This window comes from Senegalia sp. (in: firmicutes) (assembly GCF_052088025.1).
Classification (GTDB): Bacteria; Bacillota; Clostridia; order Tissierellales; family SIT17; genus Anaeromonas.
In genome coordinates, this window is record NZ_JBQCYD010000040.1 from 1 (window position 1) to 20,603 (window position 20,603).

At 28.7% G+C, this 20,603-nt stretch carries 16 protein-coding genes; 6 read left to right on the top strand and 10 right to left on the bottom strand.

Annotated elements, in window-relative coordinates; all coding sequences use genetic code 11:
• Positions 1 to 228: 228 nt before the first annotated feature.
• Genes glgB through pulA form a run of 5 tightly spaced genes read left to right on the top strand, consistent with a single transcriptional unit; the run spans position 229 to position 7,719 of the window.
• A complete protein-coding gene (glgB, locus tag ACTHUW_RS09980) occupies positions 229 to 2,103 on the top strand; it encodes a 1,4-alpha-glucan branching protein GlgB (protein WP_442196684.1) in 1,875 nt (624 codons plus the stop codon).
• Between the two features lie 16 nt (positions 2,104 to 2,119).
• Complete coding sequence (locus ACTHUW_RS09985; RefSeq protein ID WP_442196685.1) at positions 2,120 to 3,256, top strand: glucose-1-phosphate adenylyltransferase; 1,137 nt, start codon at positions 2,120 to 2,122, stop codon at positions 3,254 to 3,256.
• Between the two features lie 12 nt (positions 3,257 to 3,268).
• On the top strand, positions 3,269 to 4,393 hold the full coding sequence (gene glgD / locus ACTHUW_RS09990) for a glucose-1-phosphate adenylyltransferase subunit GlgD (protein WP_442196686.1): 1,125 nt from the start codon (positions 3,269 to 3,271) through the stop codon (positions 4,391 to 4,393).
• A gap of 14 nt (positions 4,394 to 4,407) precedes the next feature.
• Entirely contained in the window at positions 4,408 to 5,841 is a 1,434-nt protein-coding gene (gene glgA / locus ACTHUW_RS09995) for a glycogen synthase GlgA (RefSeq protein WP_442196687.1), read from the top strand.
• A 9-nt stretch (positions 5,842 to 5,850) separates the two neighbouring features.
• Positions 5,851 to 7,719: a type I pullulanase gene (gene pulA / locus ACTHUW_RS10000; RefSeq protein ID WP_442196688.1), complete on the top strand. Its 1,869-nt coding sequence runs from the start codon at positions 5,851 to 5,853 to the stop codon at positions 7,717 to 7,719.
• Between the two features lie 34 nt (positions 7,720 to 7,753).
• Here the strand turns inward: pulA and ACTHUW_RS10005 are convergent, their stop codons facing one another.
• The 5 genes from ACTHUW_RS10005 to ACTHUW_RS10025 are packed head-to-tail and all read right to left on the bottom strand — an operon-like array spanning position 7,754 to position 14,268.
• Positions 7,754 to 9,040 carry a hemolysin family protein gene (locus tag ACTHUW_RS10005; protein WP_442198845.1) on the bottom strand — a complete coding sequence of 429 codons (1,287 nt, stop codon included), beginning with the start codon at positions 9,038 to 9,040 and terminating at the stop codon, positions 7,754 to 7,756.
• 55 nt (positions 9,041 to 9,095) lie between these two features.
• Entirely contained in the window at positions 9,096 to 10,307 is a 1,212-nt protein-coding gene (locus ACTHUW_RS10010) for a sensor histidine kinase (RefSeq protein WP_442198844.1), read from the bottom strand.
• 5 nt (positions 10,308 to 10,312) lie between these two features.
• Complete coding sequence (locus ACTHUW_RS10015) at positions 10,313 to 11,005, bottom strand: response regulator transcription factor (RefSeq protein ID WP_442196691.1); 693 nt, start codon at positions 11,003 to 11,005, stop codon at positions 10,313 to 10,315.
• Positions 11,006 to 11,048: 43 nt separating this feature from the next.
• Positions 11,049 to 13,571: an FtsX-like permease family protein gene (locus ACTHUW_RS10020; protein WP_442196692.1), complete on the bottom strand. Its 2,523-nt coding sequence runs from the start codon at positions 13,569 to 13,571 to the stop codon at positions 11,049 to 11,051.
• Between the two features lie 10 nt (positions 13,572 to 13,581).
• Positions 13,582 to 14,268, bottom strand: a complete 687-nt coding sequence (locus tag ACTHUW_RS10025) for an ABC transporter ATP-binding protein (protein WP_442198843.1) — start codon at positions 14,266 to 14,268, stop codon at positions 13,582 to 13,584.
• 192 nt (positions 14,269 to 14,460) lie between these two features.
• Here ACTHUW_RS10025 and ACTHUW_RS10030 point away from each other — a divergent pair, with 192 nt between their 5' ends.
• Positions 14,461 to 15,285, top strand: coding sequence for an undecaprenyl-diphosphate phosphatase (locus ACTHUW_RS10030; RefSeq protein WP_442196693.1), 825 nt, complete (start codon positions 14,461 to 14,463; stop codon positions 15,283 to 15,285).
• Positions 15,286 to 15,313: 28 nt separating this feature from the next.
• On the opposite strand, the gene ACTHUW_RS10035 is transcribed toward ACTHUW_RS10030, so the two are convergent.
• From ACTHUW_RS10035 to brnQ, 5 genes are all read right to left on the bottom strand, one after another.
• Positions 15,314 to 15,907, bottom strand: coding sequence for a hypothetical protein (locus tag ACTHUW_RS10035; RefSeq protein WP_442196694.1), 594 nt, complete (start codon positions 15,905 to 15,907; stop codon positions 15,314 to 15,316).
• Positions 15,908 to 15,987: 80 nt separating this feature from the next.
• A complete protein-coding gene (gene gloA / locus ACTHUW_RS10040; protein ID WP_442196695.1) occupies positions 15,988 to 16,368 on the bottom strand; it encodes a lactoylglutathione lyase in 381 nt (126 codons plus the stop codon).
• A gap of 13 nt (positions 16,369 to 16,381) precedes the next feature.
• Positions 16,382 to 18,424, bottom strand: coding sequence for a thioredoxin domain-containing protein (locus tag ACTHUW_RS10045; RefSeq protein ID WP_442196697.1), 2,043 nt, complete (start codon positions 18,422 to 18,424; stop codon positions 16,382 to 16,384).
• A gap of 24 nt (positions 18,425 to 18,448) precedes the next feature.
• Positions 18,449 to 18,964, bottom strand: a complete 516-nt coding sequence (locus ACTHUW_RS10050) for a cob(I)yrinic acid a,c-diamide adenosyltransferase (RefSeq protein ID WP_442213164.1) — start codon at positions 18,962 to 18,964, stop codon at positions 18,449 to 18,451.
• Between the two features lie 113 nt (positions 18,965 to 19,077).
• Positions 19,078 to 20,385, bottom strand: coding sequence for a branched-chain amino acid transport system II carrier protein (gene brnQ, locus ACTHUW_RS10055; RefSeq protein WP_442213166.1), 1,308 nt, complete (start codon positions 20,383 to 20,385; stop codon positions 19,078 to 19,080).
• Between the last annotated feature and the right edge of the window lie 218 nt (positions 20,386 to 20,603).

Here is a 20,603-nt window from a genome sequence, read left to right on the forward strand (position 1 = left end):
AGATGCAGCAACTGAAGTAAGAAGAATATGACAGCTAAGTCAGGAAGCACGCTTTAATAGCAATAACCAATTAGTTTTGCAGGGGTGATAAGAATTATCCTTCGCTAATTATTCTTGAATATATTATAGCATTAGGATATCTCAAATAGAAATTGTAATAAAAATAAAACATGCTTAGAAGACTTAATAAAAAGTGCTTCTAAACATATTATACGAGGGGTGATAGAGATGAATGATTTTTATTACATAAAAAACGGGGATTTAGATGCTTATTTGTTTCATGAAGGAACTTTCTATAAATCTTATGAATTTTTAGGGGCACATCTACTAGATGATGGATATGTCAGATTTATAGTATGGGCACCACGTGCCAAGAGCATAAATTTAATTGGTGATTTTAATGATTGGGGAGAAAATTTATCTCTTAGGAGAATAAAAAATACAGGCTTATGGAATATTTGTGTACAAGGTGTAGCTGAATTTGATAATTATAAATATAAAATAATTTCTCAAGATGATGAAATAAGAATAAAATCTGATCCTTATGCCTTCCATGCTGAAACAAGACCAGATACTGCTTCAAAATATTACAATATAAAGGGCTTTAATTGGAAAGATGATGAGTATTTAGAAAAAAGAAAAACATATAATACCCATGAAAATCCTATGAGCATATATGAAGTGAATTTAGTCTCATGGAAACAACATGAAAATGGTGACCTTTATTCCTACAGAGAATTAGCTGATAGTCTAATAGGCTATGTTAAAAAAATGGGCTTTACTCATATAGAACTTATGCCAATAACGGAACATCCTTATGATGGTTCTTGGGGATATCAAACTACAGGATACTTTGCCCCTACTTCCCGTTTTGGAACTCCTAAGGATTTCATGTATTTTGTAGATAGATGCCACAGAGCAGGAATTGGTGTAATAATTGACTGGGTTCCTGTTCATTTTACTAAAGATGATCATGGGCTTGCAAGATTTGATGGTACATATCTTTTTGAATCTTCCGATACAGTAAAAAGGGAAAATGAAGGTTGGGGTACCTTGAATTTTGACTTTACTAAACCTGAAATAATTAGCTTTTTAATATCTTCTGCAGTATATTTCCTTGATTATTATCATATAGATGGGATTAGGGTAGATGCTGTAGCTTATATGCTTTATCATGACTTTACTGGTAAGGATATAAAAAATATAAATGGTGGACGTGAAAATTTAGAGGCTGTAGACTTTATAAAGAAATTAAATACAGCTATAGATAATTACTATCCTTCAGTACTTAAGATAGCAGAAGAATCTACTACCTGGCCTAAAATTAGTTCTAAAGTTAAAGAAGGTGGGCTAGGTTTTGATTATAAATGGAATATGGGTTGGATGAATGACTCTCTTGATTATATGGAAACTAACCCTCTTTTTAGAAAAGGCAAACACAATGCTCTTACATTTTCTATTCATTATGCCTTTAGTGAAAACTTCATACTACCACTTAGTCATGATGAAGTAGTTCATGGGAAAAAATCACTCTTAGATAAGATGCCTGGTGAATACAATGAAAAGTTTTCAAATTTAAGACTATTATTTTTATATATGTATGCTCACCCTGGTAAAAAGCTTTTATTTATGGGAGCGGAATTTGGACAATTTATAGAATGGAATGAATGGAAAGAATTAGATTGGTTTTTACTTGAGTATGAATCTCATCAAAAAATCAGTAGGTTTATAAAGGATTTAAATAAATTATATAAGGAAGAATCAGCATTTTTTGATTTAGATAGTAAGAGTGAAGGTTTTAAATGGATAGAACATGAAAATTCTGATGAAAGTATCATAGCATTTGAAAGAATAAATAAATTCCAAGAAAAAATTATTGCTATATTTAATTTTACACCAATTGAAAGATCCAACTATCCTATAGGTGTAGATAAAGAGGGAGTTTATAAAACACTTATAACAAGCGATCACAATAGATATGGTGGTGATACTAAAAGAATAAAGCGCTATAAGAGTATCGCTCAACCTATACATGATAGAGATTTTCACATCAATGTTGATTTGCCTCCACTTGGGGGATTAATTTTAAAATATCACATATAACTAGGAGGGTAAGCTTATGAAAAAAGACAAAATAGTTGCTATGTTGCTTGCAGGTGGTCAAGGTTCTAGGCTCAAAAATTTAACAAGTAAAATAGCTAAACCAGCAGTTCCATTTGGAGGAAAATATAGAATAATTGATTTTGCACTATCTAATGCAACTAACTCAGGGATTACAGACATAGGAATTTTGACTCAATATAAACCATTTTTACTTAATACTCATATTTGTGTAGGTAAGGCTTGGGATTTTGATAGAAATAGTGGTGGTCTTAGAATTCTTCCACCTTATACATCAGAAGCTGGAGGAAGATGGTATACAGGTACTGCAAATGCAATATATGAAAATATAGATTTCATAGATGAATTAAATCCAGAATATGTACTTGTATTATCAGGAGATCATATTTATAAGATGGATTATAATAAATTATTAAATATTCACAAAGAAAAAAATTCTGATGTAACTACAGGCGTTATAGAAGTTCCCTGGGATGAAGCTTCAAGATTTGGAATAGTTAATGTAGATGATGATAATAAGATTATAGAATTTGATGAAAAACCAGAAAACCCTAAAAATAATATGGCAAGTATGGGCATATATATGTTTAATTGGGAAGCTTTAAGAAATTATTTATTAGAAGACCATAAGGATGAAAATTCAGATAATGACTTTGGTAAAAACATCCTCCCTAAAATGCTTAATGATGGCAAAAATATGTATGCTTGGGTCTTTAAAGATTATTGGAAGGATGTAGGCACTATAAAAAGTTATCATGAGGCAAATATGGACTTACTTGATGATGATAATACGCTTAATTTATATGATAGAAGCTGGAGAATATATACTAATAATAAAAATTTACCTCCTCAATTTATCTCTTCTGATGCTAAGGTGAGTAAATCTCTAGTAAATGAAGCTTGTGAAGTATGTGGAGAACTTACTAATTCTATTTTATTTCATGATGTTATTATAGAAAAAGGAGCAAAGGTAAATAACTCTGTAATATTATCACAATGTATAATAAAAAAAGGCGCTGAGGTAAATAATGCAGTTGTACTTGAAGGCATGGTAGTTGGAGAAAATAAAAAAGTAGGCACAAAAGATGATGGTAATTTATACTTAGTTTGTGAAGAAGGCATCATAAAACAATAGGGGGCGTAAAATATGAATAAATGCTTAGGTGTAATAACTACAGATGACATAGATAAAAATTTTGGAGATTTATGCAAACATAGATCCTCTTATATGCTTCCATTTGGAGGAAGATATAGAATAATAGACTTTGCTCTTTCAAATATGGTAAACCATGGACTTGGAAATATTGCAGTCTATACAGGTGGTAATATAAGATCTGCATTAGATCATCTAGGAAATGGTAAACCATGGGATTTAGATAGAAGATTTAACGGATTATTTCTCTTTGCACCTACCATAGAAGAAGATTTGATGCTTAACAAAGGAGAAATATCACAATTTTCAAGCACTTGGCAATTTTTTGATAGAATAAAGGAAGAAAATATACTACTTCGTCATCCAAACTATTTAGCTAAGGTTGATATTACAGAGGCCCATAAAAAATTCAAAAAAACCGATGCTGATATTACCTTAGTATATAAAAAAGTAGATGATCCAAAGGGAAATTTAATAAATTCTAATAAATTATACCTAGATGAAGATGAAAATTTATTGGATATTGGCGTTAACCTTGGTACAGAGCATAAATTTAACCACTTTATCCATATGTCTTTTTTCAAAAAAGAAGTATTTTTAAAATTAATCAAAGAATCAAAAGAAAAAGGCGATTCTTTAAGTATGATGGATGCAATCATGAAAAATAAAGACAAGTTCAAAATAAATGCATATGAGTTTAAAGGTCATGTTGAAAATATAATAGATTTAAAAAGTTTTTATGATGCTAATTTAAATTTATTAGATAGAAATATATCTAAAGAAATATTCTATAAGGGTGGTAGGGTCTTTACTAAAACTCAAGATGAGCCTTCTACTTACTATACAGATACAGGTGATGCTTCCAACTCATTTATAGCAAATGGTTGTATCATAAAAGGAAAAGTAGAAAACTCAGTTATCTTTAGAGGTGTTAAGATAGGTAAAAATGCTATAGTTAAAAACTCCATAATAATGCAAAAGACAGTAATAGAAGATAATGCTGTAGTAGTAAATTCTATAGTTGATAAGTCTTCAAATATATCTAAAAATGCAAATATTGCCGGTAGCAATACAGCACCTTTTGTAGTAGAAAAATATGGTAGGGTAACAAACGATTAGAGAGGATTGATCTTATGAAAATATTATATGCAGCTTCAGAAGCTGTACCTTTTATAAAAACAGGAGGGCTTGCAGATGTTGCAGGTTCTCTACCCTTAGCACTTAAAGACTCAGGAGTAGAGATAAGGGTAGTTTTACCCCTTTATGCTAAAATAAAGGATGAATATATTGACAAGCTAAAATTTATAGATGAATTTTATGTAGACTTAGGTTGGAGGAGTCAATATGCTGGAATATATGAATATACATTAGAGGGTGTAAGCTATTATTTCATAGATAATGAATATTATTTTGCTCGTGAAAATCTTTATGGTGAAATTGATGATGGTGAAAGATTTATATTCTTTTCAAAAGCTGTGAGCTTACTTCCAAAGATACTCAAATTTAAACCAAATATAATACATGCAAATGATTGGCATACAGGTCTTATCCCCCTTTATATAAAAGACTTTGCTAAGGGTGATGATTTTTACAAAGATATAAAAACTATTTATACTATCCATAATTTAAAATATCAAGGAGTCTTTCCTCCTGATATATTAGAAGGTGTTGCAGGGCTTTCTATAGATTATTTTAATGAAGAAGCCCTTAAATTTTATGAGAATATAAACTTCATGAAAGCTGGAATAGTTTTTTCAGATGCATTAACTACAGTAAGTAAGTCATATGCAGAGGAGATAAAATATAGTTTTTTTGGAGAAGATTTAGAAGGTATTATAAAAAAACATGAAAATAAATTGTTTGGTATAGTAAATGGTATAGATTATAATAAATATAATCCTCTTACTGATAGTAATATAGATGAAAATTATAATAAAAAGACTATCAATAAAAAGAATGAAAATAAAATAGCTCTTCAAAAATTATATGGCTTACCTGTAAGAAAAGATATACCTCTAATAGCTATGGTGACACGTCTGGTATCTATGAAGGGTCTTGATTTAGTAACACATATACTAGATGAACTATTATGTGAAGATGTTCAATTCATAATGCTTGGCACAGGTGATAAGGAATATGAAGATATATTTAATCAATTTGAAGAAAAATATCCTAAAAAACTAGCTTCTAAAATTTATTTTAATGAAGCAGAAAGTCACAAGATATATGCAGGTGCCGATATGTTTTTAATGCCTTCTATGAAGGAGCCTTGTGGTATAAGTCAATTGATTTCCTTAAGGTATGGTACTATTCCAATAGTTCGTGAAGTTGGTGGCCTAAAGGATACTATAATCCCATATAATCAATATGACGGAAGCGGAAATGGATTTTCTTTTGAAAATTTCAATGCCCATGAATTATTATTTACTGTAAAAAGAACTTTAGATGTCTATAATGATAAAACAAAGTGGGAAAAATTGATGATTAATGCAATGGATTCAAAAAATGATTGGAAAAAATCTTCTAATGAATATATTGAAATTTATGAGCAAGTAATAAAAGAATAGGAGAAATTTATGGACTATAATTCTACAGATAAAAAGCTTGGTCTTATTTATAATGAAGATAAAACCATTGTTAGGGTTTGGTCTCCTCAAAAAGAGGAGATCAAATTAATTATCTATCCAGGCTATAAAACACTTGATAGAGAAATATTTAAAATGAAAAAGTGTCCAGATGGTGTACATGAATATGAGCTTATTGGTGATTATAATGGTTATTTTTATACATTTCTAATAGATGATGAATATGAAGTTACAGACCCTTATTCTATATCATCATCCCCAAATTCCAAGAGATCAGCTATAATTAATTTAAAAGATACAAATCCTCATGGTTTTAAAGATCATCTATCCCCTGATATTAAAATTTGCGATGCTATTATTTATGAGGTGCATATAAAAGATTTTACTATAAATACAGATTCAGAATATAGGGGTAAGTACTTAGGATTTAAATCTAAAATTCCTCATTTAAAGGAACTAGGTGTAAGTCATATTCATCTCATGCCTATATTTGATTTTTTAACTGTAAATGAAGAATCATATGATTTTTATCGTGATGATAATTACAACTGGGGATATGATCCAGAACTATATAATGTACCTGAAGGCTCTTATGCAAGTAAGCCAGAGGATCCTATAAATAGGATAAAGGAATTAAAGGAACTTATAATGACTCTTCACAATGAAGGATTTAAGGTTGTTATGGATGTGGTATACAATCATACCTATAAATCTTATGATAGTAATTTCAATCGTATAATGCCGGGATATTACTATAGAATGAATGGCCATGGAAGATTTTCAAATGGATCAGGTGTTGGAAATGAACTAGCATCAGAAAGACCAATGGTGCGTAAATTTATAATAAATTCCCTTTTGTATTGGCAAGATGAATATAAGATTGATGGATTTAGATTTGATCTCATGGCTCTTACTGACATAGATACAATTGAAAAATCCATAAAGCGTTTAAGGAAAAAGGATCCTGATGTCCTCATATATGGTGAGCCTTGGATGGGTGGTGCTAGCATACTTGAATCTCATAAACATACCATTAAAGGAAGTCAGCAAAACCTATCCTTTGCCTTCTTTAATGATAGATTAAGAAATAGTATAAAGGGTGATAATGATGGAAGTCATCCAGGTTTTGTAGGTGGAAATAGTGTATTACAACTTGATGTAGAAACGGGCATAGTAGGCTCTATTGACTATGATAATCTTCATATAGGATTTACATCTCATCCTAATGAAAGTATAAATTATATAAATAGTCATGATAATTTGATTATTTATGATAAATTTAAAAAATCATTTCCAAATATGGCAAATGAAGATATTGAAAGACTCAATAAATTGGCATTTTCTATAGTTTTTACTGCTCAAGGTATACCATTTTTTCATGAAGGAAATGAATTTTTAAGAACAAAACAAATGGATCACAATTCATACAAATCAAATACAAGCTTAAATGCGCTAGATTGGACTTTAAAGGAAAAAAATAAAGATTTTTATGATTATTTTAAGGATTTAATTTCTTTAAGGAAAAGTCATGATGAATTTAGATTATGTTCTGAAATAAAAATAAAAGAAAAATTAAAATTCTTTCATTATAAAAAAGCTCAAAATGTAATAGTATATACTATAAAAAATAATGATTCTTATCTTTTAGTAGTACATAATGCTAATTTCTTTTCCGCATATTTAGATGAACAAGATTTAAACTTCCATATTAAAAATTGTTATAAGCAAAATAAAAGAGAGTTTTTCATCTCTACTATATTAGATGAAAAAGGCATGAAAAAAGATAGGGCTTACACTTCTTTAAAAAATAAAAAAATAGAAGTGCCCTATCTATCTACAGGAGTATTTGTTCTAAGATAAAGTAAGTTAGATTCCTTGACTAAAGTCAAGGAATCTAATTGTTTTTAGTCATCTTAATAAGTTTTATTCTTTTTCCCTTTATCTTTTCTACTTTGAATATTATATCTTTATAACTTACTATAGGATTATCATTTTCACCAGGTATATCATCAATTAATCCAAGTACAAATCCACCTAATGTATCTGAACCATCTAGGGGTAAATTCACATTCAATTCTTCATTTATTTTCTTTATACTTTCAAGACCATCTATTAAATATATATTGTCATCTAAATATTCTATAGAATGAATCTCTTTTTCAAACTCATCAAATATCTCTCCAACAATCTCCTCTAATATATCTTCAAGTGTAACAAGTCCTGAAAATGAGCCATATTCATCTATTATAATAGCCATATGATTTTGATTTACCTTTAATTCCTTATAAAGTACATCTATCTTTTTGGTTTCTGGTACAAAATGAGCTTCTCTTAGTAAACTCCTTATATTTATTTCATCTTCCTTTTTCTTTTTCATTTCATAAAATATATCTTTTATATAAAGTATTCCTATTATATTTCCATCTTCCATTGCTGGTATACGAGAATATCCTGTTTTGATTATTTCTTCCATTATATCTTCTGTTTGAGTATTTATATCTACTGTAAAAACTTTGTTCTTAGGTGTTCTTATATCCTTTGCAAGCTTATCATCAAATTCAAAAATACGTTCAAGCATCTCTGTTTCTGTAGGATTTAACACTCCATGGCGTCTTCCCTTTCTTATAGTATTTCTTATTTCTTCTTCTGTTATTTTTTCCTCAGCATCTTCTGTGTCAGTTCCTAAAAGTTTTGCTATTATATCTGTAGTCTTTGTAAGTATAAATACTACAGGTTTCATTATCCTTGATAATATATTTATAGGTCTTGCTGTAATAAGTGCTGTTTTTTCAGTGCTCGCAAGTGCTATTCTCTTTGGTACTAATTCACCAAAGACAAGCGTAATAAATGATAGTATTATAGTTCCAAGTACTATTGCTATTTGATTGCTGAAGCTAGCCACAAAGGGAAGGCCTGTAGCTTGTAAAAGTTCTCCAAATGGTTTTGAAATGGTAACTGCTGCTGATGCACTAGCTAAAAATCCAGCAAGTGTAATACCCACTTGTATTGTAGCTAGAAATTTACTGGGGTTTTGTGTTACTTTTAAAAGTGTCTTCACCCTTTTATCATTTTCATATCTCTTTGATTTATATTTTTCCCTATCTATTGAAACAAGCGCAAACTCTGCTGCTGCAAAAAATCCATTTAATATTACAAGTATTAATATAAGTACAAAATCCATCAACTTCACTCCTTAAGGCATATTACAAATAATATACCCAAAACACACAAAATAATTAATATTTAAGAAATGTTATCATGAATTTTGTTCCAGATCCCTTTGTGCTTTCTGCTTCTATTATCCCATCATGACCTTCTATTATTGACTTTGAAAGAGCAAGTCCTATTCCTACTGAATCACTATTTGAATTTTTGGCCTTATAAAATCTTTTAAATATATGAGCTAAATCTACTCTATCTATTCCCTCGCCAAAATCTTCTATTTCTATCCTCTTATATATTGGTGTTTCTATTAGTCTTATATTTATATAACTGCTTACTTTACTATGATCTATTGCATTTACAAGCAGATTAATAATAGCTTCCTTTATCCAATAAAAGTCATGTTCTAAATATAAGCTATTTTCTCCATCAACTTCTATATTTATATCTTTATATGTTTTCCTTTCATTTACTGCTTCTATTGCTGATTTGATGGTACAGTTTAAATCTAAATTTTCTTTTTCAAATTTTATAGCTCGGGCATCAAGCCTTGCAAGTTTAAGTAGACTTTTTATAAGCCATTCTATACGCTCTAATTGTTTTCTATTGTTTTCTAGAAAGAGTAATTGTTTTTCCCTTGGCAGTTCCTTTTCTGTAAGTATATCGTTATATACAATCATTGATGATAAGGGAGTTTTCAATTGATGAGATATATCAGATAATAAATCCACTAAAAAATTCTTTTCTTCTTTTAACTCATCTAAATTACTTTTTATAATATTTGTCATAGAATTAAACGATGATATGAGTTTTGGAAAATCACCTTCCTTATCATCTTCAGGGAATGTTTTAAAATCTCCCTTTACTATATCTTTTGCCCTATCAGATATCTTTCTTATTTTCATATAAAAATATTTATTTTCCAGATAATTAAATATAAATAATATCAATAATAGAAATATAAAAATAATAATAAAAATTATATTGTTTTCTTTGTAGCTTTTATCTAGATTTGGAAATAATGAATTTTCTAGTTCAGGAGTTATACCATATTCCTTTAAAGTTTTTCTTGCCTGTATTCTTTCTTCTTCACTTCTACTACTTGTTATACTAGGTATTATTTGATCTGCAAGCTCAGGATCAGATTCACTAACTTTCATAAGTACATTTCCAAAGCTATCTATGTAATCTCTTTTTAAATTATTATAGTAGATATTTAAAGCTACAAATGAAACAGAAGTAAATATAATCATGATGATTAAAAGTATAATTAGCCTATTTCTCATTATCCCTACTCCTTTATAAGTTCTTTTTCCCAAATATAGCCCAGTCCTCTTTTAGTAGCTATATATTTAGGATTTTTATAATCATCTTCTATTTTTTCTCTAAGTCTTTTTATATACACAGATAAGGTATTTTCATCAAAAAAAGCCTCTTCATCTTGGGATAAAAAATTTAATATAGTATCTCTTTTAGATAATTTTTGTGGATTTTTAATGAAAAATAATAAGAGCTTATATTCAAGTGCTGTGAGATTTACTTCTTCTTTGTTCTTTTTTATTATCATATTAGAAATATCTATTTTCAAATCCCCTGACCTATATTTATCGTTTGTTTCATTATTTGTACTTCTTCTAAGTATTGCCTTTATCCTTGAATTAAGTTCTCCTACTCTAAAGGGCTTTGTAATATAATCATCCCCACCTATATCAAGTCCAAGCACAATATTTACCTCTTCATCAAGTGCTGTTAAAAATATTATGGGCACATCACTTATCTTTCTTATGTATTTACATAAATCATATCCACTTCCATCTGGTAAGTTTATATCTAAAAGTATCAAATCTATTTTTTCTTTTTCATATATTTCTTTGCTTTCACTTATTGTTGTAGAACTATATACTTTATATCCTTTTTCTTTCAAAGAAAATTCTATTCCCATTGCAAGTGCCTTATCATCTTCTACTAAAAGAATAGTTTCCATATATTTCACCTCTCTATTATCTTTATTATAACAAAAAAGGTGATTAGTAATCACCTTTTATTGTCTCAATTAAATTATCCTTTTTTATCTTTGCTAATGGATATTGTACTGAAAGTATTCCTATTAATATTACAGCTACAGTAGCTATTAAAATCATATTAAATGGTATCATCCAAGAATCCATTTCTCTTATTCCACCAATACCATAATACATTACATATGAAAGTAAAGACCCTACTATAGATCCATATATTAATCCCATTACCCCATATAACATTCCTTCTATTACTACCATCTTTTTAAGCGATTTCTGAGTAAGTCCAATTGACCTAAGTGTAGCAAATTCTCTTTTTCTTAAAAGTATATTTGTGGTAATTGTATTTATTATATTTACACTGCCTATAAGAGAAACCACTATTACAAATCCATATAGTAATATTTGAATCATCAATTTAGCTGACTTTGCCTGTCTATTCATATCTATATGATTTATTATATTTAAACTTGGTTCGTCTTTTATTATTCTTTCTAATTCATTTATTGCCACATCTTCATTTTCTACCTGATCTAATATTATATTTAAGTTTATAGGTTCTATCATCTCTTCATTTAATAAATTCTTTGCTACTGCTTCTGATGTAATAAGTTTCAACCCTTGTACACTGCTTCTAAAATAGAACACATCTTCTTTCACTATAGCAATAACTTCTACTTCTTTATCTATTTCTCTTGTTTTCTCTTCAAATCCTTGTTCTTCAACTTCTTCATAATAAATAAGATCATTTAAATTTATTTTATCTCCTACTTTTATATCTGCTATGGGACCATAATATGAATTTTCAGTTTCATAATTATATACAGTGTTTCTCTCTATAAGTATGACTCCATTTTTATTATTCATTTCATCTATATCAATATTTCCTGACTCTAGATACTTTTTAGATACTTCTAATGCTGATTTATCATATATATTTATGGAACCTTGTATATCAGTTTTGCCATTTTCACTTGAATCTTTATAAATTTCTTGACCTCCAAGTTCCTCTACTTTTTTAATCTTACTATCACTATTTATTTCCATATTAAAATCATAAAAATTATATACACCATATAACTTTTTAGTTACAGGCATATCTTTAATTTCTTCTATCATTTCTTTTTTTATAAATTCTTCTGTATTAAATCCATTTGTATCTCTTCCTATAGAAAAATGGATATTATCTGATTCTGTAGGGCTATCAGTTACGCCTGTAGCCATATCTACAAATGATGAAAATGTTAGAAATAAAACTACAGATATAACTATTGAAAATACTGTTATTCTATATCTTTTCTTATTTCTCTTTATATTTTTATATGCAAGTTCTCCTTCAAATCCTAAAATTGATTTAAAAACTATAGATAAAAATCCTCTTTTTCTATTTATCTTTTCTTTTTTAATAGATTTTCTATTACTTATAGCAAGTAACGGTGATACTCTCCCTGCAAATACTGCAGGTAATAATGCGGATATATAAATAGATGCAATCCCTAATACAGCACTACCTATTAAAATTAATGGTGAGATAGTAAGTTTTATAAATTGTAAATCCACTTCTCCCATAATGGTTTTAAACGCAATATCAATAGCATAAATTGCAAGTACTCCAAATAACAAACCTACAGGAATCCCTATAATAGATAATAATGTAGCCTCTCTTAAAACTATTTTTCTAATTTGTTTTGGTGTTGTTCCTACTGCGCGAAGAAGTCCAAATTCCTTCATTCTTTCTACTACTGATATTTGAAATGAATTATATATTACTGCTATGGTTGATATTATTACAATGCCTATAATCACTCCTACAACTAAATATAAACCAAATAATTCATTTGTATCTCCTGCACCTTGTAGTGAAAGTAAAAAGTTGTTTTTTATGATATCTTCTTCATCTACTAAACTACTTAATTCTTCTACAGTTTTTCTTAAATTTACTTTTTCATCTATTTCTACAAGTAAAATGGTTTCGTCTATATTTTCGCCATCACCTACTGTATATATATTCCCTTCTCCATTCATTTGATTTAATACATTATCTTCTAAAATACCTACTAATCTATATTCTTTATTATTTATATTAATCATACCACCAATATCTGCACCAGGTTCTATATATCTAAGTAACCACTTTTGTATTGCTACTTCTCCTTTTTCATTTGGAAAACTTCCCTTTTCAACCTTAACAGGTAATAATTCTAAAGCTTCTCCTGTCCCTATCGTTTCTATAACATTTATCTTATCGTCAACTTTAAATGCTTCTCCTATAGAATATAACCCACTTCTTGATACTTTAGGATTGTTTTTTATTTTTTCTATTAAATCTTCATCCGGATTAGAATATTGTAGATGTGCAGAACCAAATGAATTTTTTGTATCTTCAATTTGAGCTTCTTGCATAGATTTAAAGAATAATCCAATTGATGAAATAAGTGAAACTGAAAGTATTATCCCAACTATTGTAAGTATTGCTCTTTTTTTATTTTCCTTTAAATATTTCTTTGTAATCCCTTTATATGATGTAATCATTTTATCACCCCTATTCAGCCTTTAGATATTCATCAGAAACTACAATTCCATCTTTAATTGTAATCACCCTATCTGCCATTTCTGCTATATTTAATTCATGGGTTATGAGTATCAGTGTTTGATTGAATTTTTTTGCTGTGAATTTTAATAATTCTATTACTTCCTTTGATGTTACACTATCTAAGTTTCCTGTAGGTTCATCTGCTAGTATTATTGAAGGTTTATTAAATAATGCTCTTCCTATAGCTACCCTTTGTTGTTGGCCACCTGATAATTCTGATGGTAAATGATTCTTTCTATCTTTCATTCCAAGTATAGAAAGAAGTTCATCTAAATAATCTCTACTTATTTTTTCATTATCCAAAAGTTGAGGTAATGCAATATTTTCACATACATTTAATATGGGTATAAGATTGAAAAATTGAAATATAAATCCAACCTTTCTTCTTCTAAATATAGCTAATTTTTCTTCCTTATAATCATAAATATCTTCAGAGTCAATTATTACCTTTCCACTTGTTGGTTTATCAAGCCCTCCTAATAAATGCAGTAATGTAGATTTGCCTGAACCTGATGCTCCTACAATTGAGACAAACTCTCCTTTTTTAATAGATAAATTTATATCTTTTAATGCCTCTACTTTTGTATCTCCTGTGATATAAGTCTTATTTAAATTTTCTACTTTTAATATCTCCATTAACTTTTCCTCGCTTTCTTTTATCTTTCTAACATCATTATATTGTGTAACGATGTTAGAAACCATATCTACTGCCTTACAATAATTCTTTTTATCTTACACTTTTGTAAGTTTAATATCATATTTCCTTGCAATAATTATAAAAGAGGATTAATATAGTATAAGTAATACATATAATATAGGGGTGAAAAAATGTTTTTAATAGAATTGTTTAAGACTTTGATTTTAGGGATAGTTGAAGGGATTACAGAATGGCTTCCTGTAAGTAGTACAGGGCATATGATTTTGGTTGAAGAATTTATAAAGTTAAATTACTCAGATGCATTTAAAGAAATGTTTTTTGTAGTTATACAATTAGGTGCTATCATGGCTGTTGTAATTTTGTTCTTTCATAAATTAAATCCTTTTTCTCCTAAAAAGACGAGAAAAGAAAAGATAGATACAGTTAATATTTGGATTAAAGTTGTAGTTGGTGTAGTTCCTGCAGCAGTTTTAGGCTTGCTTTTTGATGATTGGTTAAATGAGCATTTATATAATTATCAAACTGTAGCTATTATGCTAATATTTTATGGAATATTATTTATAATAGTTGAAAATATGAATAAGGGTAGAGATGGTAGCATAAAATCCTTTAAGGATTTGAGCTACAAGACTGCATTTTTAATAGGAATGTTTCAAGTTTTAGCACTTATTCCAGGTACATCCAGATCAGGAGCTACTATTATAGGTGCCATTATACTTGGTACTAGTAGATATATTGCTGCTGAATATTCATTCTTTTTATCTATTCCAGTAATGTTTGGAGCAAGTGCATTAAAGCTTTATAAATTTGGTTTTGATTTTTCAAGTGAGGAGTTTATTATACTTATATTTGGTATGGTTGTGGCATTTTTTGTATCCATTATATCTATCAAATTTCTACTTTCATATATTAAAAATAATGACTTTAAAGCCTTTGGTTGGTATAGGATAATACTTGGTGTTATTGTACTTAGCTATTTCCTTATTTTCACATAAAAAAAGCATTCCTTTTGGAATGCTTTTTTTATGATACCCTTATTCCTATTTTATTTTTCAAATAGTTAAAGGTCATACTTCTCATACTAGTTACAGGATACATTTCTTTTAAATTGCCTTCATATACTATTTCACTTTCTATATCTAATAAATTTTCCGGTCTTACTAAATTTCTAGATATATTCAAATCTACAATATAACTTTCATTTAATATGTAATATACAAATTCAGAACATAAAAATCTCTCATCTGAAAGTATTTCTTTATTTAAAAGTATATATAAAAATCCTTTATAATTATACTTATACATCTCACTATTTGCTGTGAATTTATCTAAAAGTTTTACTGCATTTTCATATTGTTCCTTGCTTACTTCTACTTGCATTATTCTACCCGGTAAGTCTCTATGAAATCTAAAGATACCTTTATCAAATTCTTCGTGCTTAAATATACCTATAAAAGGATTATAAGCTTTTTTTCTACTGAAACTATACATATTATGTAAACTTTTATCTAGAGAAAGTGAGGCATGAGTATAGTTGTCATTTTTAAATAATTTTATTAATTTTGAAATGGCTGTATTAGGACTTGTAAGGACTACATATAAATAATATTTTTGCATAATTTCTGCTCCTTTATTTGAACTATACTTTAATTATACACTATAATCTATATGTAATCCATTACAATTAAATTACTTTTCTATTGTCTTATTACTTCTACATCATATCCATCTGGATCTGTCACAAAGTAATATTTAGGCTTGCTTCCAGGAAGACCCATAAGTTCTGTTACTTGATAACCCATATCAATATGTCCTTTTCTTGATTCCTCTAAATCAGGAGTTGAAACTGCAATATGTGCAAATCCATTTCCTATTTCATATGGTTTATCTGGATTATAATTATAGGTTAATTCTATCTCATAGTTTTCTTCCTTGTCTGTTAAATAAACTAATGTAAATTCTGATTCTGGAAAGTCTTTTCTTGAGCTTTCCTTAAAACCCAAACCTTCCTTGTAAAATTTAAGTGACTTATCTAAATCCATTACTCTAATACATGTGTGTAACATTTTGTAATCCATCTAATTTCCTCCTTTATTTTAATTGCTTTATAAATTCTTCTATATTATTTATAGGCATATTACATGCATAATTTTCACAAATATATGCAGTTGTTTTGCCATCTACTAATTCTCTATTACCCATTATTACTGTTGTAAAAGGTAAATATCTTTTATTTATTTCACTTATCATAGATTTATATAGTTCATCTTCCCTTTCATGAGCTATAATGATATTTTTGCCATTTTTTAAATAATCCATATAAGTAATCAAGAAAAATGAATGGGCACTAGGCATGTCACTTATATCCTGACCAAATGATTTTATCATCATTTCATATTTTTTCATGTAAGATTCATCTTCTAGCATTTTAGATAATTTAATCATATTAAATCCAGCCACTGAATTTCCTGAAGGAATTGCTCCATCATATATTTCTTTTGGCCTTAATATTAATTCTTCTGAATCATGACCATTTATAAAAAATCCTCCATTTTCATCATCCCAAAATAGTTCAAAAGTGTCATCCATCAATTTCTTAGCCTTTTTTAGATATTTCTTTTCAAAGGTAGCTTCATACATTTCAATTAAACCCCAAGTTAAAAAAGCATAATCTTCTAAATAACCCTCATATCTTGCTTCACCATCACGGTATCTTGCAAGTAACCTAGTCTCTTCAAATAATTTATCATATATGAAATCTATAGATTTTTTAGCTACATTTATAAATAATGCTTTATCTAATATCCTACCACCAAAAGCTAGGGCTGCTATCATAAGTCCATTCCAAGAGGTCAGTATCTTATCGTCCTTATGAGGATGAATTCTAGTCTCTCGCTTGTAAAATAACATATCAGCATAGGCGTGAATTCTATTTGTCATATCCGGAGATTTTTCAAGTAAGGCTAAATCATGCTTTATGAGATTTGGTATGTTTTCACCTTCAAAATTCCCTTGATCTGTAATATCAAAATAATTACAAACTAACTCTCCTTCTGCTTCACCTAATAATTCTTTTACTTGCCTTTTGCTCCAAACATAAAACTTACCTTCTACTCCTTCACTATCTGCATCTTCTGCTGAATAAAAGCCACCATCTTCACTAGTCATATCACGAATTATATAGGTAAATATCTTCTCTGCTACTTCCTTATATAGTTCTTTTTTTGTTAATTGATAGCCTTCTAAATAAGCATAGGCTAAAATTGCATTGTCATAGAGCATTTTTTCAAAATGTGGAACTAACCATTTCTTATCCACTGAATATCTAGAAAATCCAAAGCCTATATGATCAAATATTCCACCCTTATACATAGAATCAAGTGTTTGCTCTATCATTTCTAATGCTTCTTTATTTTTATTTTCCTTATAGTATCTGATTAAAAACATTAAATTATGACCCATAGGAAATTTAGGAGAGCTACCAAAGCCTCCATATTGCCTGTCAAAGTTTTCTGATTTTTCTTTAAAGGCCTTATCAAGCACTTCTTTTGATAAGTCACCTTCACTATTAGTATTGCTATTAATCCTACTTAATTTAGCTATTATATCTTCACTGTTTTCAATTAAATCTTCTCTTTTTTCCTTCCAAGCTCTATTTATATTATATGAAATATCCATAATACCTACCCTATCTAATATAGAACGCTTTGGAAAGTATGTTCCTGCAAAAATGGGCTTTTTATCAGGAGTTAAAAATACATTCATAGGCCAACCACCAGATCCTGTCATGGCTTGAGTTATTGTCATATAAATATTATCTAAATCAGGTCGCTCTTCCCTATCTACCTTTATAGATACAAAATATTCATTTAAAAGTTCTGCAACCTGCTCATCTTCAAAACTTTCACGCTCCATTACATGACACCAATGACATGTTGAATATCCTATAGATAAGAATATAGGCTTATCTTCTTTTTTAGCCTTCTCAAAGGCTTCTTTCCCCCAGGGATACCAATCCACTGGATTATGTGCATGTTGAAGTAAATATGGACTCTTTTCATTTATCAATCTATTTGTATGTTTTTTATTCAAATCATCACATCCTATTTTTATGGTATTACTATTATTACCCATTTAAATAGGATTATATAAATAATCTTAACTTTCAATGCCTTTTCTTGCTTCTACTCCTTTTGTATAATAATGCTTAATTTCCTTCATTTCTGTCACTAAATCTGCTATTAAAATTAATTCATCCGGAGCATATCTTCCAGTTATCACTAATTCTATATTATCCTTTTTCTTCTTTATCATTTCTAATACATCTTCTATAGTAAATAATTTATAAAAGAGTCCTATTGTAAGTTCATCTAATACTACTAAATCATAATCACCTTTTTCAAGTATTTCACTACATTCTTTTATTCCAACATTTGCACATTCTATATCTTCTATTTCAGGATCTTTATCTATAAAGCAAGTCCTACCAAATTGCTCTATTTCAAAATTAGGTAGATATTCTGCTGCTTTTACTTCACTGTATTTCATTCCCTTTACAAATTGGCCAAAAAATACTTTCTTTCCTGCACATACTGCCCTTAGTGATAGTCCTAATGCTGCTGTTGTTTTCCCTTTTCCATTTCCAGTATAAATATGAATATAACCTTTCTCCATTAAACTCATCCTCTCTATATTCCTTTAGTATATATTCTACAAAACTATTACAAACCCTCTAAATATTATGTATTTTAAAAAACAAGAAGCATCCTAGGATACTTCTTGTTCTTTTAATATTCATATTCAGATCTATTGTTAATATTAAACTTACTAAAGGTAATTGATATAAGCATTCCTATAATAGCAGGAACTAACCATCCAAATCCTTTATCCCAAAATGGTAATATATTTATAATATTATCAAAAATAGGTGAATTTACACCTAAGGATTTTAATCCATCCATTATGCTTACAAGCAAAGTACCATACACTGCACCTATATAAATAACTTTGTTTTTAATAAAATCATCAAGTAAATTTAATACAATTAATATTATGGCTACTGGATATATTACAGCAAGTATTGGTTCTGAAAATGCAACTATACTTTCTACACCTAAATTTGCTATAAGAGCACTTATTATAGTAGCTGTTATAACTGATGCTTTATAGCTTAACTTTCCATTTGTTATATCACTAAAAAAATTACCAAAAGTAGCAATAAGTCCAACTGATGTTGTAAGACATGCTGCCGATACACAAATTCCTAAAACAACCTTACCCATTTCACCTAAAATACTTGCTACTATAGATATTGTTAAATTTGTCTTTGTTATGTCAGATTCAAATACAGAGCTTGCTGTAGCTCCTAGATATAAAAGTCCTCCATATACTAGCACAAGACCTATTGAAGATATGAGTCCTGCTTTTAATGTGACCTTTAATTGTGATTTTTTATCCTTATATCCCTTTTCAAGTAGAGAATTAAATATTATTCCTCCAAATATTATGGCTCCTAATGCATCCATGGTCTGATAACCTTCTGTAAAGCCGTTAGCAAAGGTATTTATACTAGCTGAATTTATAGGAGTGCCAATTGGCATAGTTACACCCTTATAAATTATTATAGATAACATTATAAGGAGTATTGGCGTTAATAATTTTCCTATTCTATCTATTATCCCTGTAGGTTTTATTGTAAGAAATAAAGTAAGTGAAAAGAATATTATAGAAACAAGTATTGGACTTACATTTTCAAATATAGGGCTTATACCCATTTCATAAGTGGTAGCACCTGTTCTTGGAACACCTAATAGTGGTCCCAATATTACTATAATAATTATTCCAAATATTTTACCAAAATTCGAGCTAATTTTACTCGCAAAATTTTCTAAAGTTCCTCCTGCTTTTGTTATTGCAATAATTCCAAGTAAAGGCATACCTATACCAGTTAGGAAAAACCCTAGCATAGCACTTATCCAATCATCTCCTGCGCTGATACCTATAGAAGGTGGGAATATCAAATTACCTGCCCCAAAAAACATTGCAAATAAAGCAAGGCCTATTATAAGTGAATCCTTATTATTGTTTTTTATCATAATTAACCCCCAATTCAATTAATACATCTATCTTACCATATCCTATTGCCATTTAAAATTGTTTAAAAATTAATTAAAAGTAATATTTTTCAAATATTGTGAAAATTATATCTATATCTTCCTACATCTACTAAAATGATTAATTAATCTAAAATGAGGTATAAATATATAGATAGTTGCAGAATGTGATTTTTAAAAATATCTGTGTTATCCACAAG

Excerpts from the sequence above, each read along its gene's own strand:
- glgB (WP_442196684.1), top strand. The coding sequence starts at position 229 with ATGAATGATTTTTATTACATAAAAAACGGGGATTTAGATGCTTATTTG.
- ACTHUW_RS09985 (WP_442196685.1), top strand. The coding sequence starts at position 2,120 with ATGAAAAAAGACAAAATAGTTGCTATGTTGCTTGCAGGTGGTCAAGGT.
- glgD (WP_442196686.1), top strand. The coding sequence starts at position 3,269 with ATGAATAAATGCTTAGGTGTAATAACTACAGATGACATAGATAAAAAT.
- glgA (WP_442196687.1), top strand. The coding sequence starts at position 4,408 with ATGAAAATATTATATGCAGCTTCAGAAGCTGTACCTTTTATAAAAACA.
- pulA (WP_442196688.1), top strand. The coding sequence starts at position 5,851 with ATGGACTATAATTCTACAGATAAAAAGCTTGGTCTTATTTATAATGAA.
- ACTHUW_RS10005 (WP_442198845.1), bottom strand. The coding sequence starts at position 9,040 with ATGGATTTTGTACTTATATTAATACTTGTAATATTAAATGGATTTTTT.
- ACTHUW_RS10010 (WP_442198844.1), bottom strand. The coding sequence starts at position 10,307 with ATGAGAAATAGGCTAATTATACTTTTAATCATCATGATTATATTTACT.
- ACTHUW_RS10015 (WP_442196691.1), bottom strand. The coding sequence starts at position 11,005 with ATGGAAACTATTCTTTTAGTAGAAGATGATAAGGCACTTGCAATGGGA.
- ACTHUW_RS10020 (WP_442196692.1), bottom strand. The coding sequence starts at position 13,571 with ATGATTACATCATATAAAGGGATTACAAAGAAATATTTAAAGGAAAAT.
- ACTHUW_RS10025 (WP_442198843.1), bottom strand. The coding sequence starts at position 14,268 with ATGGAGATATTAAAAGTAGAAAATTTAAATAAGACTTATATCACAGGA.
- ACTHUW_RS10030 (WP_442196693.1), top strand. The coding sequence starts at position 14,461 with ATGTTTTTAATAGAATTGTTTAAGACTTTGATTTTAGGGATAGTTGAA.
- ACTHUW_RS10035 (WP_442196694.1), bottom strand. The coding sequence starts at position 15,907 with ATGCAAAAATATTATTTATATGTAGTCCTTACAAGTCCTAATACAGCC.
- gloA (WP_442196695.1), bottom strand. The coding sequence starts at position 16,368 with ATGGATTACAAAATGTTACACACATGTATTAGAGTAATGGATTTAGAT.
- ACTHUW_RS10045 (WP_442196697.1), bottom strand. The coding sequence starts at position 18,424 with ATGGGTAATAATAGTAATACCATAAAAATAGGATGTGATGATTTGAAT.
- ACTHUW_RS10050 (WP_442213164.1), bottom strand. The coding sequence starts at position 18,964 with ATGGAGAAAGGTTATATTCATATTTATACTGGAAATGGAAAAGGGAAA.
- brnQ (WP_442213166.1), bottom strand. The coding sequence starts at position 20,385 with ATGATAAAAAACAATAATAAGGATTCACTTATAATAGGCCTTGCTTTA.